The sequence below is a fragment of the Bacillus sp. ISL-7 genome (assembly GCF_018613065.1).
Map to the genome: position 1 here is coordinate 1 of NZ_JAGGQW010000084.1, position 15,661 is coordinate 15,661.

The following is a 15,661-nucleotide window of genomic DNA, read 5'->3' on the forward strand; positions in this document are numbered from 1 at the left end:
GAAGGGGCTAAGATTGAATGAATCTTGAAAGGAAATCATTTGTATACCACCTAAAATGTTTTATTACCACAATTATAAAATAAAAAGCAGTTGAAGAGTTAATAAAATCAACCTACAACTGCTATAAAACAAGGGACTTTTTCAGTGCCCTCGAGTACGGGGCCGAGGAGGCACCCCGGCACGCCCGCGGAAAGCGAAGTGCCTGGAGCGCAAATCAACAGACATGTTGAAAGCCTATATATTAATAATATTATAATAAATTAACGCGGTGAATGGTTAAAGTTATTGTAGAAAATAAGAGGCTGTCGAAAGTTTCTCGACAGCCTGAGGGTAAAACATAAAGTTATACCCTAAAATTAAATGCTTAACTGCCCCTTAGTACAGTAAGAACAGCTTTAGAAAGGTCGCTTTTGATATAGAAAGCGATTTAAAATTTCCAATCAAGGTATTCTTGAAAGGAATCACGTTTGTTTTTTGTTTTCAAGTTTTGATTTTATGTTGTTATTTTGAGATATGATGATACTGCTAAATATTGTTGTTGCAATAATGCCTAAAATCGAAAAAAGACAAAAGCAGCAAAGTTGGTATTATCACGCATAACAGTTCCTCCCTTTATGTTAGGTATAGTTTGTTTTAAACATTTAATTACTATTCGTTATAAATACTTCGAGTATTAAATGCAATAGAAGAGAAGGTGCTTGTTCAATTAACCGGTGCTTTAAAATGATTTCTCCATCACACTTTTTCACTCCCTGTTCCAATAGCATAAATGGACTGTTCAGTAAGTCGTTGATTGGAAACTTTTCGCAATTAGCAAGCGGATGATTTTGCGGAATCACTACGCGCAAACGGTCTTGCTCCAAAAAGATAGTTTCAAGTTCTGCTTTTGACGGTAACCGCACAAATCCGAAGTCAACACGTCCATTTAGAATCCAGCTTCAATTTATAGAGTGTTCTGATTCTTAGAATGAGTATGATTCTCCGTCATCTGGCACCAAAACATTTGATGTGATTCCATTTTCATTAATGAAACTTTTCAATGCTTCTCTCGATAAGGTCCAATGATTGACAGCTTCCATATGAACAGAAATAATTTTTGCGTTAGGGGCAGTTTTGTAAACTTCATATATGTCTTCTTTCCCCATTACTAGTGAACCACCTTGCAGGAATTGATTATCTCCACCGTTTACAACAATGATTTCTGGGTTATGTGTTGCAATTACTTCTTGGACCGCTTCATACCAAACTGTATCTCCAGCAACATATAAAGTTTTCTCATTTGTGTGCTTGAAAACAACACCACACACTAGACCAGCAAGCTTTAATATTTCTCCTCTTCCGTGCTCGCCTTTTGTTTTGATTAATTGGATATCTTCAAAAACTGTATCTTCTTTTAGAACCTCTACATTTTGAAACCCATCGTTTCTAACTATTCCAGCATCTTCTTCATTTTGTACAAACATTTTTATATCTTTTGGCAAAACTTCTTTGGCAGCATCATCATAGTGATCTACGTGTAGATGAGTTACAATAACTGCATCAATATTATTAATAATATCGTCAATGGAGGTTGGTAAGCTGACTAAAGGATTATTTTGATCTTGCCTTAATGAATTGGGAAAGGGTGGATAAGTACCCTTCTCAGACAAAAATGGATCTATTAAAAACTTCTTCCCTGCATATTGGACAACTAATGTTGCATTACGAATTAATTGTATATTCATATTCTTTAGCTCCTTTTTTTTAATGTACATATAGTTTATAATAGGACCGCTTTTTACTTACATAGAAAAAATCAAGTCTTTTTGCGGTTTCACTTGATTAATGAAAGGAATTGAATAAATGTTAGATAGCACGGATATACGAATCATAGATGAACTTTCCAAGAACAGCCGTATCACGATGAAGGAATTGGGTGAAAAAGTCCATTTGACTGGACAGGCTGCTTCAGCCAGGGTTGCGAAGTTAGAGGATAAAGGGATTATTGAAGGGTATAGCATTAAAGTCAATCAAGCAAAAATGGGGTATTCTGTTCACGCTATTATACATATTTATACGAAAAGCACGAACCATCAACCTTATTTGTCGTTCGTTAAAAAACAAGAACATTACGTCATAAACAACTACAAAATTAGTGGAGAAAGTTGTTATCTTCTCGAATGCAAAATTCCATCCAATGAAATATTAGATGAATTTTTGACAAGCCTAAGTAATTTTGTGAGCTATAAACTATCGATTGTTATTAGTAAATAATACAACAATACAAATGAATTTAATAAATTAATTCACATAAACAAACGGGGTCTTAAGTTTAAAAAATGGTTGCTGCGCAGCCTTTTTTTCTTGTTCCACTGACAGTTCAGGAAGTTTAAAAATGGCACCTGAATTTTGTATACAGAGCTATTCCATTCATAATCTCCATTGTTTTCGGAAAAATTATATGATATATTATCAACACGACTTATTAAAGAGATTTAATAAGTTTTTTGGTTGATACTTATTAAATCTCTTTAATAAGTCCATTTTAATAGGCGGTGACCTTTGTGAATACGACTCCAAAATCGATAGGGAAGGAAATCCTTCGCGGTATTCGTAAATCTCTTTTAGAACTTGGCAGTGCAACAAAAGTTGAACTTAGCGATAAATTAGAAATTAGTTTCCCTACCATAAGTAAATTCTTAACCCAGATGGAAAAGGATGGTGAACTGATTTCAGTTGGTCTTGATGATTCGAGTGGTGGAAGAAGGGCAAAAAGATATACATATAATCCAGAGTATATGTTAGGTATGGCAATCTTTTTAGAGAGGACAGAGACAAATTATATTGTCTTTAACTGTTTAGGTGAAGTGAAGGATGTTGGAAAAACCTCAAGTCTCTTAGCAGATGTAGATTTACGATTATTAACCGACTGTGTTGAAGAGATCAGAGAGAAATATCCAAAAATTAGTTGTGTATCCATCGGTGTACCTGGTTCCGTGGATGATGGACGGATTATTTATATACCAGGGTATGAACACCTTCAAAACTTCGATTTGAAGGGATACTTGGAAAGTCGTTTCTCAATACCTGTTGTAATAGAGAACGATATGAATGCGGCGGTGCTTGGATATTACGATAGTAAGGGAAAGAAGAAAAATAAATCTCTTGTTTATTTATATTCAGGTCAAAATGGTCCAGGTGCTGGAATTATGGTAAATGGAGTCGTGGTACGAGGTAACACTAATTTTTCAGGAGAGGTTTCATTCGTTCCACAGTACGATGACCAAAATTTTGGCCAGGCTTTGCAAAATGAAAACAGGCCTATGAAAGCATTTATATGTGAGGACTATGAGGTCGACGCCATTAGCAGGTTAGTAGCTTCCTTTGTAGCTATCCTTAATCCTTATACAATTATTTTTTGTGATGATGAAGTCAACCAATTTATCCTAGACCAAATTTTAGACCGAAGTGCAAAGTATATTCCAGCAGAGCATCTTCCAGAACTTATAATGAGTGATTGGAAACAAGATTATTTATTTGGATTACAAAGTCTTGGTCTTGATCTCATGATCACCGGAATAAACAGATAAGACAAATCAATACCTATTACAAAAAATTAAAAGGCGGGGTTATAATGGCTACATTCTTTTTAGTAATTATCTACATGGCTTTTATCAGCTTAGGTTTACCTGATTCATTGTTGGGAGTGTCATGGTCTTTGATGCAATCGGAATTTGGAGCTCACTTTGAGACAGCCGGTTTGCTTTTTATGACAATCGCTGGGGGAACGATCATTTCCAGTTTTGCTAGTGGAGTTGTACTTAAACGCTTCGGAACGGGCATTGTCACATTTTTCAGTTGTTTAATGACTGCTGGAGCACTGCTTGGGTTTCAATTTGCTCCTTCGCTTTTTTGGTTATTTATTTGTGCCATACCACTTGGATTAGGTGCAGGTGCCGTTGATTCGGGATTAAACAATTATGTAGCGACAAATTACAAAGCACACCATATGAGTTGGCTTCATTGTTTTTGGGGAGTTGGGGCTACACTAGGTCCCGTAATTATGGCTCAGTTTATTACAGGGCATCATTCTTGGAGAAACGGGTATCTTGCCATCGCTGGTCTGCAGTTTGTATTAGTTGTCATTCTTTTCTTCACTTTGCCTTTATGGAATAAGGTGAGAGGAAACAGCATTGTGATCTCTAATGAGACAGAAAATACAGATGATGGATTATATGGAGCAGATGCTAAATATCGAAAACCTTTGCAAATTAGGGGAGTTAAGCTAGCTTTGATATCTTTCTTGTTTTATTGTGGTGCGGATGCAACAATGGGGCTTTGGGGAAGTAGTTTCCTGGTAAATGTTAAAGAATTATCCGTAGATGCAGCGGCAAAATGGGTTTCCTTGTATTACGCGGGTATCACAATCGGAAGATTTATTACAGGCTTTATTACCTTGAAAATAGGTAACCGCACGCTCATTCGGGTGGGGCAAATAATAGCATTAGCTGGTGCCGCATTCCTACTCCTACCATTGCCGCCCACTTTCTCGCTTGTCGGTTTTATTATGGTTGGATTAGGATTGGCACCGATATTTCCGTGTATGTTGCATGAAACGCCAACACGATTTGGGCAGGAACATTCCCAAACAATCATGGGGTATCAAATGGCCGTTGCTTATACAGGTAGTACGTTCCTGCCGCCACTTCTTGGTTTCATTGCAGCACACTCGACAATAGGAATCTTCCCATTTGTCATTGCAGGTTTTATTGCAATAATGCTCTTGGGTTCCGAAAAATTAAATATCAAATTGAATAGAGACAATTTAATAAGTGTAAAAAATAAAAACTCCACGGTAATTTAATTATAAAGGGGTTTCCGTATTCAGTAACCTGCTATTAATTGAAGAAGAATGGATTCCAGAAGATCGTCATTAGAGGCGATCTTTTTTCTTTGTCGCTGTTTCAGATAAAAGAGTTACTATTTGATACACATTGGAACTCAAATTAAAGTGATAAAATTGTATCAATTGGAAAACAATAGTGCTTAGGAAAGGAGGGATTGAGAATGTCTGTGAAAAAGTGGTTAACTGGATTGGTCGTTATGTTTGGGATGATTTTGGTTATGACAACTCCAGGCTCACTCGATGTATTCGCTGAATCCGGCGTCGTAACACGGCCTGTTGAGACAGTGAAAGCGATAAAGGTCGAGTTGCATGATGATTCCTTTAATCCGAGTGTCATCACGATTCCGAATGGAAAAACGACAACGCTGATTTTGAAAAACCAAGGTAAGAAAAAGCACACCTTCACAGTGGAAAAGCTCAGTATTGACACCGAAGTCCAGCCGGGAAAAGAAAAAACTATTACCGTGAATCCGAAAAATCCTGGTACATATGACTTGATATGTAGGTACCATTTCCAGGAAGGTATGGTTGGAAAAGTAATTGTCAAATAACAAGCAGGGCCAATCGGCCTTGCTTGTTTACAAGATTAGAAAGTATAAATTTCGACTTTGAAAATTGTCCAGTCCAGCGCCCTAGCGGCTAGTGTCTAATATAGGTTTTATTTCTTTGTCTTCAACAATTTTAAGAAAATATTTATAAACGCATATTGCCATACTATCATCCATATACTGATGCCAAAGTGCAGAAACTTCCGCAGCGGATAATGTGTTTCTCTTTGTTTTCCCGAAAATCCCCAAAAGAAATTCCCTCCTATTACTCTCAAGGTTTGTTTCGTTCGTTATTCCGAAATTATTTTATGGTATTTTTTGCAAAGTATATGAATTCCTTTTTAATCTAAAAAAACACATAGTAGTAGCCTTACTCTATTCACTTCACTTAATTCATAGTAAAATTTATAAAAATGGGTGTAGTTGAATGCCATGATCAAAAGGATAAAAAGTAGGATTGTTCATTTTGATGGATGAAAAGGAAGGAAGTGCAAAACGATGTATTTCGAAATGGTTATGCAGGAACTGGAAGCGCTTGGCAAGGAACGAATGAAAAAGACTTACATAAGCAATGGTGCACATGAGCCTGTTTTTGGGGTGGCTACAGGTGCAATGAAGCCGCTTGCAAAGAAAATCAAGAAAAATCGGCCTTTAGCCGATCAGCTTTACGCCACCGGGAACTATGATGCCATGTATTTTGCCGGCATCATTGCGGACCCAATGGTAATGACTGAGGCAGATTTTGAGCGTTGGATGGATGGGGCGTATTTTTATATGCTTTCCGATTATGTGGTTGCTGTAACGTTGGCTGAAACTGATATTGCGCAAGATGTTGCCGATAAATGGATCGCGAGTGGTGAAGAACTTAGAATGTCGGCAGGCTGGAGCTGTTACTGCTGGCTTTTGGGTAATCGACCGGATAGTGAATTTAGCGCCAGCAAGATTGCCAGTATGCTTGATCAGGTGGAAAATATGATTCACGATTCTCCTGAACGAACAAAATCCGCTATGAATAATTTTATCTACACAGTAGGAATTTCCTATTTGTCGCTCCATGATAAGGCGGTTGAAACTGCAAAGGCAGTCGGCCCAGTAGAAATCAAGCGGGACAAGAAAAAAAGCAGTATTTTGCTTGCTTCCGAAAATATTCAAAACGGAATAGATCGAGGGAAAATTGGTTTCAAACGCAAATATGTAAGGTGTTAGCCTAGTTTGTAGTGTAATTACTCTATCTGGGAATGAGAGCTCCATACATAATGTATAAGCTTTAAAACAATACAATAAAAAATGGCTTAGTATTCACTTTACTGAGCCATTTTTTTATGACGAAAATCTTAAGAAAATTCGATATCAGAGGAGCTGCATTTTCGAATACACGACAAATTATTCATTCTATTATGGGACTATATAATTAAAAAACCTGAAAGGTGAGGAATTTTGGAAGAATTAGCAGGATTTTTGATTTTAATAAAGGAATATATTATATAATTTCGAATTATTCATTAATTTTATCAAGATATGAAAGAGGGTATACGATATGATTGAAAATTTCTTTGCTGATTATAAAAACTATATTGTTGTACCGGAAGATGAAAGGCAAGTTGGAAATGAAGTATTTGATCCCAAACATTTTGAAGCCTATTATATACTAACACTGTCCATTTTTGATTCCCGTTTATCGACTTGGAAAGATGCAAGTAAATTTGAAATTGATGTTGAAAAAAGTATCAAAATAGTTCTGAGGGATTTCAATCAAATAGAGCGGCAGAAGTACCATCTTCAATTACTAGAATTTGATAAGTATAAAAACTATTTTATCTTGGCCCTTTCTTCTAAAACAAAATTTAATCCAGGGGAAGAAAAGGATCGTATTAATGAGCTCATTGATAAAAAAGTAACGAATCCATTTTATGTTGGGCAAAATTGGTTCAAACTCATTGGTGATAAAGGAAGAGTTGCCCGTAAACTCTTTTACTGCTCCTTTAAGGAATATATGGCCCAGGACCAAAACCATTTAAAAAGGGAAGAAAAGTATGAAAACATCAGTGAATTCATCCCTAAAAAAGGAGAAATGAAGCTGATTAAAAGCTCGTTGAAAAAGGATATTCTCTAACTGCACAGGTAACCGGTGACTTGCCTTGGCAGGTCAGCGGATTTTTTTGGATAGAACGTGTATTCAAATAATTTACCTATTATTGGGCATCCTCTATTTGAGGATGTTTTTGCTAACCAAGAGGGGTGAAGTTTTTTGAAATGCCCGCAATGTGTTTATACCAATCCAGATGGTGTGAAATTCTGCTTAAGCTGCGGAGAAAAGTTTATTAAAAATAACACACAAGAGAATGAAAATAGCTTTTTTTATGAGTTTGCCCATTACGTAGATATGGTCCCAAGATTCCAACGATCGATTGAACCAAAATTTCAAAACATATTTTCGCGTGTTTTCCATAATCATAGCGAACTGGAAGCGGACCGGCTGTTTATCGTAGGAACTGCGCTTACTACACCAAAAATTTCGGAAGTGAAGGACACCTGGCCAAAACCATGGCTTTTTGCAAGGGTATTCATCATTTCACTTCTTGCCTTCGCAGGATTTTACATTGGTGTGAGCTATTTTAGAAATGTGAACTTTATACCCGGACTCATTATTGTTGGTGCTTTTGCTGTTCCGTTTACAACGTTAATCTTCTTCTGGGAGATGAATGCTCCGCAAAATATTGCTTTTTATCGAGTGATATACGTCGTGATGATCGGTGGGATTCTCTCCATGTTAGTCGCACTCGTGTTTTTCGATATTCTGAAAAACATTATTAATCCGATTACGATTGGAATTGCTGAGGAGCTCGCCAAAGCAATAACGGTGATTACGTTTGTTCGATACCGAAAATACAGATATATTTTAAACGGCCTTCTCATCGGTGCAGCAGTCGGAGCAGGTTTTGCAGCGTTTGAAACAGCTGGGTATGCTCTAAGGGCACTGCTTTCTGGAGATGGTGCAACTCTCTACAACACGATCCTATGGCGAGGGATCTTTGCTCCTGGCGGACATATTGCCTGGGCTGCTCTGACTGGTGCAGCATTCTGCAGAGTACAAGGGGACGAGCCATTTAAATTTAACATGCTATTCCGCTTTAGGTTTTTACGCGTCTTTATCTTAGTGGTTTTGATGCATGCATTATGGGACACCCCTATAACAGGAATGTTCCCCTTCGGACAGATTTTTCTAATGCTAGCTTCATGGGTAGTTGTCTTCCTGCTCATCCGTGCTGGCCTTAAGGAGATTGGAGAAAGAAAAATAAATGTTTAAGGAGCAGAGGAGAGTTCTTCTGTTTCTTTTTTTATATTAAGCAAATGTCTTTGGAGTCCCTAAGTCCTATTTTATATAGGAACAATGAACCGAAATTTTCCTTTCGTATTGACAGCATCCATGGTAAATTTTATATTAATACTCAAGATAAGTATTCAGAATTAACAGACATTTTTTTATATAGAAACCGGTTTCTATGTAAAAAAATAACAGCACGTATCCTTATATAAAATTTATTCATACAAAACTACTTGATATTTTTTTCGTTAGTATAGAAACCGGTTTCTATACCAATAACCATTTGGGAGGTGATCATAAACGTAACTGACTTAATCTAGGAAAATAGTAAAAGGGGGATACAAACATGGCAAAAGATAATTTTAAACAAATGGCTAAAAAGGTTTTAACATGCGGCTCGGCCGCTGCCCTTACCTTTAGTCTGCTCGCATCTGCCGCACCTAAGGGATCTGCCGCTGAAGTAAATCCATCGAGCACAGTAACAGAAACGGTGAAATTAGACCCAAGCTACCAACAGGCACCATTTGATGGTTGGGGAACGGCCCTTGTATGGTTTGCCAATATTACGGGCGGCTGGCCCGATGAAATCAAAAACCAAGTAGCTGATGCCCTTTATGGCAAGGATGGACTTAATTTTAATATTGCTCGTTATAATATAGGCGGTGGTGATTCACCAGAAACCACTCCATACATGCGTCTTGGCGGAGCAGTCCCAGGTTATTGGAATCGGCCTGCTGAATTTGGTCCTCCAAATGGAAACACAGAAGGCTGGACAGAGCCGACAAATTGGTGGGACCCAAAAAATCCTGACCATTGGAATTGGAACGCTGATGCCAATCAACGCTGGTGGCTGACGGCAGCTAAGTCTAGAGGAGCAGATACGTTTGAGGCCTTTTCGAACTCGGCACCATACTTTATGACTCAAAGTGGATACGTATCTGGAAACTGGGATTCAAATAAGGATAACCTGAAGCCAGATCAATACACGAATTTTGCCAGCTACTTAACAGGAGTTGTGGACCATTTACAGCAAGAAACAGGCATTCAATTTAAAACGCTTTCACCGGTAAATGAACCCAATACTAACTATTGGGGAGCCAAGGGCAGACAGGAAGGATCACACTGGGCACCTGCATCACAAGCGAAAATGATTAATGAGGTGAAAACACAATTAACCGAAAAAGGTTTGAATACCGTTGTCTCGGCAATGGACGAAACCAATCCATCAAAATTTCGATCCAATTGGGATGCCTACAATTCGGAAACCCGAAATAATATTGGGCAGTTGAATGTACATACGTACGGAACGGGAGAAAGAAATGGTGCCAGAGATATTGCCAAGGGTGCAGGGAAAAAACTATGGATGTCGGAGGTTGACCTAAGTGTCGGCGGCCAGAATCATGAGGACATCAAGCCAGGGCTTGCTATATCGGAAAGAATCCAGGCGGATATCCAGCAGCTCGAGCCAGAAGCATGGGTGCTTTGGCAAGCAGTGGAAGATGAGGTAAACATGAGGCCTGAACATGAAAATGGCAACTGGGGTCTGATTCAGGTTGATTTTGCCGCAAAGGATTTCAGCAATTTTAAAATATACAAAAATAAAAAATACTACGCAGTGGGCAACTACAGTAAATTTATCCGCCCTGGCGACCAGTTTATCAACACAAACAACCAAAATACTTTGGCCGCCATTGATACGAAAGATGACTCCGTTGTCGTCGTTTATACCAATTCATCTGCGGAACAAAAAGTAATCGACTTTGACTTATCTGGATTTGAAACGATAAATGGAACAGCATCGGCAACGCCATATGTAACATCGGCCACCGATAATTTGCAGAAAAAAGAAGACATCAAGGTAAAGGATGAAAAATTAGCAGCGGTGGTTCCCGCACTATCGATTACAACATTCGTCGTATCCGGTGTTTCTGGAGTCAACAAGGACGACGGTTTCTTAAATAATCATGATAAATACAAAATTAGTAATCTAAATAGTGGAAAGGTCCTGGATATCACTCAGGATGGCAAGATAGTCCAAAAATCCTATGACCGCGATAAAGCGAGCCAGCAATGGAGCCTTCAAAAAGTGACCAATGGATACAGCTCCAAGGAATTATATAAAATCGTCGACACCAACAATGGCAAAGTAATTGGTGTAGAAAATGGGTCCGCTGTGGAACAAACCTATCAAAACACTGTCAGCCAAAAGTGGATGTTATCCACCTCAGGCAATCAGCAATACACGTTCATTAACGCAGCAAACGGTCAGCTGCTGGAAGTTGGCGGCGCGTCAACAAAAGAAGATGCTGGTGTGGACGTCTGGTCAGCGAATGCTGGAAAGAATCAGAGTTGGAAAATCGACAAGTCCGGAATTGTAGAAATTGAGCCTGCCAATGTCGTTGTAACGAAGAAAAAAATCGCACCGGAACTGCCACAGGAGATAACTGCTATTTACGGTGACGGGAAAAAAGTGCAAAAAGCGGTCCAATGGGAGCCGGTTGACCCTGATCAATATGACAGGGAAACCATTTTTACCGTGAAGGGCAAGGTAGAAGGAACGAACATCCCGGCAGTTGCCAATGTTACCGTCAGCAAAGTGGAAAGTGTCGAACCAATTAAAGTGAAAACTGTACCAGGTAAAGCGCCGGAACTGCCTGATTTTGTTCCTGCTAAACTTGAAATCGGTACAGAAGGAAACGTACGTGTGAATTGGGAAACGATAGACCCAAGCAAGTATGAAACGCTTGCCAAATTTACCGTAAAAGGCTCGATTCCGTATAGTCCGGTTAAAGTAACTGCCAATGTGCAAGTCACCAAACCGGCATTGCAGAACATTGCCTTAAACCTTCCCGGCACTGGACAAGAGTTTCCAAAGGCAACCGCTTCCTTTACAGGACAGTATGATAAAGCCGCAAATGTTAACGATGGTGATATCTCTTCCATTCGCTGGACGAATTGGGATCCAAACAGCTGGAGGTCAGAAGATTGGGTAGCAATTGATTTTGGGAGTGAAGATACGATTTCTAAACTCGATTTCCATTTTTATGATGATGGGGGTGGAACGAGACCACCAGCATCCCTACAGCTTGAGTACTGGGATGGTACCGAATGGAAGGCCATCGACGGTACCCAATTAGCTGTGAATGCGAAAAAGGACTTAACGGTGAATTTTGCGCCAGTGATCACATCGAAGGTCCGAGTGGTGATGAAAGCGATGCCGAATACATGCATTGCGATTTCGGAAGTTGAAGTATTTGGAAAAGGAGATGTCACGAAGGCTGAACCAAGCATTGGCGATAATGCAACGCTTGAGAGCATCTTAATCGATGGGAAGCCGTTAAAGGACTTCCAACCTGACCAATTTACTTATGATGTGATGGAAAAAGCATCGAAATCTCCTGTTGTTACAGCAGTAACCAACGACCTATTTGCCTCTTATCAGGTATCTGAAGAAGAGGACGCTGCTGTGATCACAGTAAAATCGGAGGATGGGCTCCGGACTGAAACCTATACGGTTAAATTTAGATAATATAATTAGTCATAGTTGAGGATGCTGTAGTCCACAACTATGACTTTTTATTGCCGTTTTTCCCCCCGCCTTCACGTTCACCCTATCGACTACCATTTTTCTATTAAAATAGATTACAATTGGAAGAAAGATACTTAAGATAAAACCGATTAATATATTTAGGTTTATATCTCTAAGAAGGGGGGCTTCAGTTGGACAAAAAAACGTTTACCATCTATGATATTGCCGAAGCCACAAATGTATCTCCGGCAACTGTATCGCGGGTCCTAAATGGCAATTATCCAGTCAGCAAAAAAACAAAAGAGAAGGTGCTGGCGAAAATACAGGAATATAATTTTCAGCCAAACAGTATTGCTAGAAGTTTATCAAAAAAAGAAACAAAGATGATTGGGCTGATTTTGCCAGACATCACGAATCCATTCTTTTCAAGCTTCTGCATGGAATTGGAGAGATACGCTCAAAAAAAGGGATATACGATATTCTTATGTAATTCTATGAACGATAGCGGGATGGAGTCCGTTTACCTAAAGGTTCTCTCGGAACGCCAAGTCGAAGGGATCATCATGATGGGCGGCCGGATTAACAAATCGTTAACGGATGCGGAAGAGGCCTCTGAGGTGCAGGAGGTTATGAAAAAGATCCCTATTTTGATGGTCAACGGAGAGATGGCCGGTGTCGATTGTTATAAAGTGAAATCCGATGAGCTGTTGGGTATGAAGATGATTGTCGAGCATTTAGTCGAAATGGGGCACAAAAAAATTGGCTTGCTGGGAGGAAAGCAGGGGATCACTTCTACCGATATAAAAGTAGAAGGATTCAGGCAGCTCCTGATGGAAAATGGTCTGGTTTATCATCCTGAATGGCATATATACAGTGGTTTTTCAGTAGGAAGCGGTCAAAAGGCGATGAACAAGCTACTGGAAAACAAGGCAATGCCTACGGCCATTATTTGTATAAATGATATGATTGCCTCCGGAGCTTTAGTTGCGTGCAATCATCAAAATATCGACCCCAAGAAATTTGCCTTTGTAGGCTATGATGATTCGTTTGTCGCAGATATCTTGACGCCGAGCCTTACTTCCATAAACCATGATTACGAAAAACTTGGAACGGTGGCACTAGATTTAATTATTAACGCAAAAAATGAGCAAGAAGCACCGGAAGTTACAAAAGAAGTAACCATTGAACCATTTCTCACCAAGAGGAACTCCACTGATTGGTGACTACCACGCTGCTGGCAGGAAGAATTATGCTGGTGACTTCGTTAATACTTCAAGTCATTGACTCGAAAAATGTCGACAAATAGGTGAAAAAATTGAAAAAATGGTTTATAATCATTTAGTCATTTAAAATTATATAGTTCGCATTTTGCGAAAGTGGTTCTAGCCCCCCACATTAAAAAAACTAAGATGAAGCAGCACTTCTATCTTGGGGTGCTGTTTTTTTCTATTTGAAAGGAAGTATTTGATATACATGTTGAAAAATGAAAAGGCAATTGTTGTGTTTAGTGGTGGACAAGACAGCACCACTTGTTTATTTTGGGCATTAAGGCAATTTAAAGAAGTAGAAGTAGTTACGTTTGATTACAATCAACGGCATAGTTTAGAAATTGAATGTGCCAAAAATATAGCCAATGAACTTGGCGTGAAACATCATATTTTAGATATGTCGTTATTAAATCAACTAGCCCCTAATGCGTTAACACGTTCAGATATTGAGGTGACTAATGGCGGCGAAGGGGAACTTCCGTCGACATTTGTGCCAGGCCGTAATCTGTTATTCCTAACCTTCGCAGGGGTTTTAGCACGTCAGATCGGTGCCAAGCATTTAGTCACTGGTGTTTGCGAAACAGATTTCAGCGGATACCCAGATTGTCGTGATATTTTTATCAAATCACTAAATGTCACTTTAAATCTATCGATGGATGATAATTTTGTCATTCATACGCCATTAATGTGGTTAAACAAAGCAGAAACATGGGCCATGGCAGATGAATTAAGCGCGTTTGATTTTGTTCGTGAAAAAACATTAACTTGCTATAATGGTGTGATTTCGGATGGATGTGGAGAGTGTCCAGCTTGCGTCTTAAGAAAAAGAGGGCTCGATGACTTTCTTAATGGGAGGTTTTAAACGATGGGTTTTAGAATCGTTGATAAACTTCAGAAGATAAATGAGGACATTCAACCTCATCAATTAAAATATCATTCAAAGCGTGTACTAGTGAGCAAGGAATTTACCTTTGATGCTTCACACCACTTGCATTGCTATGAAGGGAAATGCAAGAATTTGCACGGCCATACGTACAGAGTTATTTTTGGATTAAGTGGTTTTGTTGATGAACGCGGCTTAATGATCGACTTTGGCGATATTAAAGACATTTGGAAAAATGAAATCGAAATCTATCTTGATCATCAATACCTAAACGAAACCCTTCCATCGATGAATACAACAGCCGAAAACATGGTTGTCTGGATATATGAGAAAATGAAAGAAGCCTTAGCAGAAGAAGATCGTAGGAACCAATATCATGGAGCAAGAGTGGAATTTGTCCGTCTGTTTGAAACTCCAACAAGCTACGCAGAAGCAAGAAGGGAGTGGATGGGGGAATGAGTAAGATTCCTGTATTAGAAATTTTTGGCCCTACCATCCAAGGAGAGGGCATGGTCATTGGTCAAAAAACGATGTTTGTTCGGACGGCCGGCTGTGATTATTCATGCAGCTGGTGTGATTCTGCATTTACATGGGATGGCAGTGCCAAAGAGGATATTCAGCAAATGACCGCTGAAGAAATTTGGGATGAATTGAAAAGAGTCGGTGGGGACAATTTCTCGTTTGTGACGATCTCAGGGGGAAATCCGGCGCTGTTGAAAAACTTAGATGTGTTTATTGATTTATTAAAAGAAAAAGACATCAAAATTGGTATTGAAACACAAGGAAGCAGATGGCAGGACTGGTTCTTAAACGTCAATGAACTGACCGTTTCACCTAAGCCGCCGAGCTCCAACATGGTAACCAATTTTGAAATATTAGATTCTATTTTTCAAAATTTAAACGACAATGATTTTAAACATAAAGTAAGTCTAAAAGTAGTTATCTTTGATGAAACCGATCTTGAGTATGCGAAAAAGGTTCATAGCCGCTATGCGGATATTCCTTTTTATCTCCAGGTTGGGAACGATGATATTACGAATTTCAATAATAATGAATTGCTTCTAAAACTACTGTTGAAATATGAGTGGTTAGTCAATTGTGTGGTTGCTGACCCTCAATTGAATGATGTAAAAGTATTACCACAATTACATGCGCTTCTTTGGGGAAATAAGCGCGGCGTGTAAGGACAGGGACCATGGAGGACCATGGGGACAGTTCGAAAC

Annotated in this window: 15 protein-coding genes; 12 read left to right on the top strand and 3 right to left on the bottom strand. The window is 39.0% G+C overall.

Translation table 11 applies throughout. The annotated features are described in order from the left end of the window. Positions 1-641: 641 nt before the first annotated feature. Together J7E66_RS28395 and J7E66_RS28400 are read right to left on the bottom strand one after the other, a co-directional pair. Positions 642-932, bottom strand: a complete 291-nt coding sequence (locus tag J7E66_RS28395; protein ID WP_483861502.1) for a LysR family transcriptional regulator substrate-binding protein — start codon at positions 930-932, stop codon at positions 642-644. A 30-nt stretch (positions 933-962) separates the two neighbouring features. Continuing rightward, positions 963-1,724, bottom strand: coding sequence for an MBL fold metallo-hydrolase (locus tag J7E66_RS28400; protein WP_215006495.1), 762 nt, complete (start codon positions 1,722-1,724; stop codon positions 963-965). A gap of 118 nt (positions 1,725-1,842) precedes the next feature. Here J7E66_RS28400 and J7E66_RS28405 point away from each other — a divergent pair, with 118 nt between their 5' ends. The 4 genes from J7E66_RS28405 to J7E66_RS28420 all read left to right on the top strand — a co-directional run bounded on the left by J7E66_RS28405 (position 1,843) and on the right by J7E66_RS28420 (position 5,436). Further along, positions 1,843-2,253: an Lrp/AsnC family transcriptional regulator gene (locus tag J7E66_RS28405; RefSeq protein ID WP_215006498.1), complete on the top strand. Its 411-nt coding sequence runs from the start codon at positions 1,843-1,845 to the stop codon at positions 2,251-2,253. Positions 2,254-2,543: 290 nt separating this feature from the next. Continuing rightward, the gene (locus J7E66_RS28410) at positions 2,544-3,569 is read left to right on the top strand and encodes an ROK family transcriptional regulator (RefSeq protein ID WP_374103896.1); all 1,026 of its coding nucleotides are present in this window, start codon (positions 2,544-2,546) and stop codon (positions 3,567-3,569) included. Between the two features lie 44 nt (positions 3,570-3,613). Continuing rightward, positions 3,614-4,843: an MFS transporter gene (locus tag J7E66_RS28415; protein WP_215006504.1), complete on the top strand. Its 1,230-nt coding sequence runs from the start codon at positions 3,614-3,616 to the stop codon at positions 4,841-4,843. Between the two features lie 203 nt (positions 4,844-5,046). Next, positions 5,047-5,436, top strand: a complete 390-nt coding sequence (locus J7E66_RS28420) for a cupredoxin domain-containing protein (protein WP_215006506.1) — start codon at positions 5,047-5,049, stop codon at positions 5,434-5,436. 81 nt (positions 5,437-5,517) lie between these two features. Here J7E66_RS28420 and J7E66_RS28425 read toward each other — a convergent pair whose 3' ends face one another. Continuing rightward, positions 5,518-5,682: a DUF3231 family protein gene (locus J7E66_RS28425; protein WP_215006509.1), complete on the bottom strand. Its 165-nt coding sequence runs from the start codon at positions 5,680-5,682 to the stop codon at positions 5,518-5,520. A gap of 249 nt (positions 5,683-5,931) precedes the next feature. Between J7E66_RS28425 and J7E66_RS28430 the strand changes: the two genes are divergently transcribed. The 8 genes from J7E66_RS28430 (at position 5,932) to queE (ending at position 15,622) form a co-directional block, all read left to right on the top strand. Then, complete coding sequence (locus tag J7E66_RS28430; protein WP_215006512.1) at positions 5,932-6,639, top strand: DNA alkylation repair protein; 708 nt, start codon at positions 5,932-5,934, stop codon at positions 6,637-6,639. A gap of 331 nt (positions 6,640-6,970) precedes the next feature. Beyond that, the gene (locus J7E66_RS28435; protein WP_215006515.1) at positions 6,971-7,546 is read left to right on the top strand and encodes a hypothetical protein; all 576 of its coding nucleotides are present in this window, start codon (positions 6,971-6,973) and stop codon (positions 7,544-7,546) included. 135 nt (positions 7,547-7,681) lie between these two features. Next, positions 7,682-8,740: a PrsW family intramembrane metalloprotease gene (locus J7E66_RS28440; protein ID WP_215006518.1), complete on the top strand. Its 1,059-nt coding sequence runs from the start codon at positions 7,682-7,684 to the stop codon at positions 8,738-8,740. Between the two features lie 364 nt (positions 8,741-9,104). Next, positions 9,105-12,287: a glycoside hydrolase gene (locus J7E66_RS28445; RefSeq protein ID WP_215006521.1), complete on the top strand. Its 3,183-nt coding sequence runs from the start codon at positions 9,105-9,107 to the stop codon at positions 12,285-12,287. Positions 12,288-12,478: 191 nt separating this feature from the next. Next, a complete protein-coding gene (locus tag J7E66_RS28450; RefSeq protein ID WP_215006524.1) occupies positions 12,479-13,510 on the top strand; it encodes a LacI family DNA-binding transcriptional regulator in 1,032 nt (343 codons plus the stop codon). Positions 13,511-13,763: 253 nt separating this feature from the next. Next, the gene (queC, locus tag J7E66_RS28455; protein WP_215006532.1) at positions 13,764-14,417 is read left to right on the top strand and encodes a 7-cyano-7-deazaguanine synthase QueC; all 654 of its coding nucleotides are present in this window, start codon (positions 13,764-13,766) and stop codon (positions 14,415-14,417) included. Positions 14,418-14,420: 3 nt separating this feature from the next. Then, positions 14,421-14,897 (top strand): 6-carboxytetrahydropterin synthase QueD, encoded by a 477-nt coding sequence (queD, locus tag J7E66_RS28460; RefSeq protein WP_215006526.1) that lies wholly within the window; start codon positions 14,421-14,423, stop codon positions 14,895-14,897. Then, positions 14,894-15,622 (top strand): 7-carboxy-7-deazaguanine synthase QueE, encoded by a 729-nt coding sequence (gene queE / locus J7E66_RS28465; RefSeq protein WP_215006529.1) that lies wholly within the window; start codon positions 14,894-14,896, stop codon positions 15,620-15,622. Before queD ends, queE begins: the two co-directional genes overlap by 4 nt. Positions 15,623-15,661 lie beyond the last annotated feature (39 nt).

Bases quoted from the DNA above. Each gene is read 5' to 3' on its own strand.
- J7E66_RS28400 (WP_215006495.1), bottom strand. From the start codon at position 1,724: ATGAATATACAATTAATTCGTAATGCAACATTAGTTGTCCAATATGCA.
- J7E66_RS28405 (WP_215006498.1), top strand. From the start codon at position 1,843: ATGTTAGATAGCACGGATATACGAATCATAGATGAACTTTCCAAGAAC.
- J7E66_RS28415 (WP_215006504.1), top strand. From the start codon at position 3,614: ATGGCTACATTCTTTTTAGTAATTATCTACATGGCTTTTATCAGCTTA.
- J7E66_RS28420 (WP_215006506.1), top strand. From the start codon at position 5,047: ATGTCTGTGAAAAAGTGGTTAACTGGATTGGTCGTTATGTTTGGGATG.
- J7E66_RS28430 (WP_215006512.1), top strand. From the start codon at position 5,932: ATGTATTTCGAAATGGTTATGCAGGAACTGGAAGCGCTTGGCAAGGAA.
- J7E66_RS28435 (WP_215006515.1), top strand. From the start codon at position 6,971: ATGATTGAAAATTTCTTTGCTGATTATAAAAACTATATTGTTGTACCG.
- J7E66_RS28445 (WP_215006521.1), top strand. From the start codon at position 9,105: ATGGCAAAAGATAATTTTAAACAAATGGCTAAAAAGGTTTTAACATGC.
- queD (WP_215006526.1), top strand. From the start codon at position 14,421: ATGGGTTTTAGAATCGTTGATAAACTTCAGAAGATAAATGAGGACATT.
- queE (WP_215006529.1), top strand. From the start codon at position 14,894: ATGAGTAAGATTCCTGTATTAGAAATTTTTGGCCCTACCATCCAAGGA.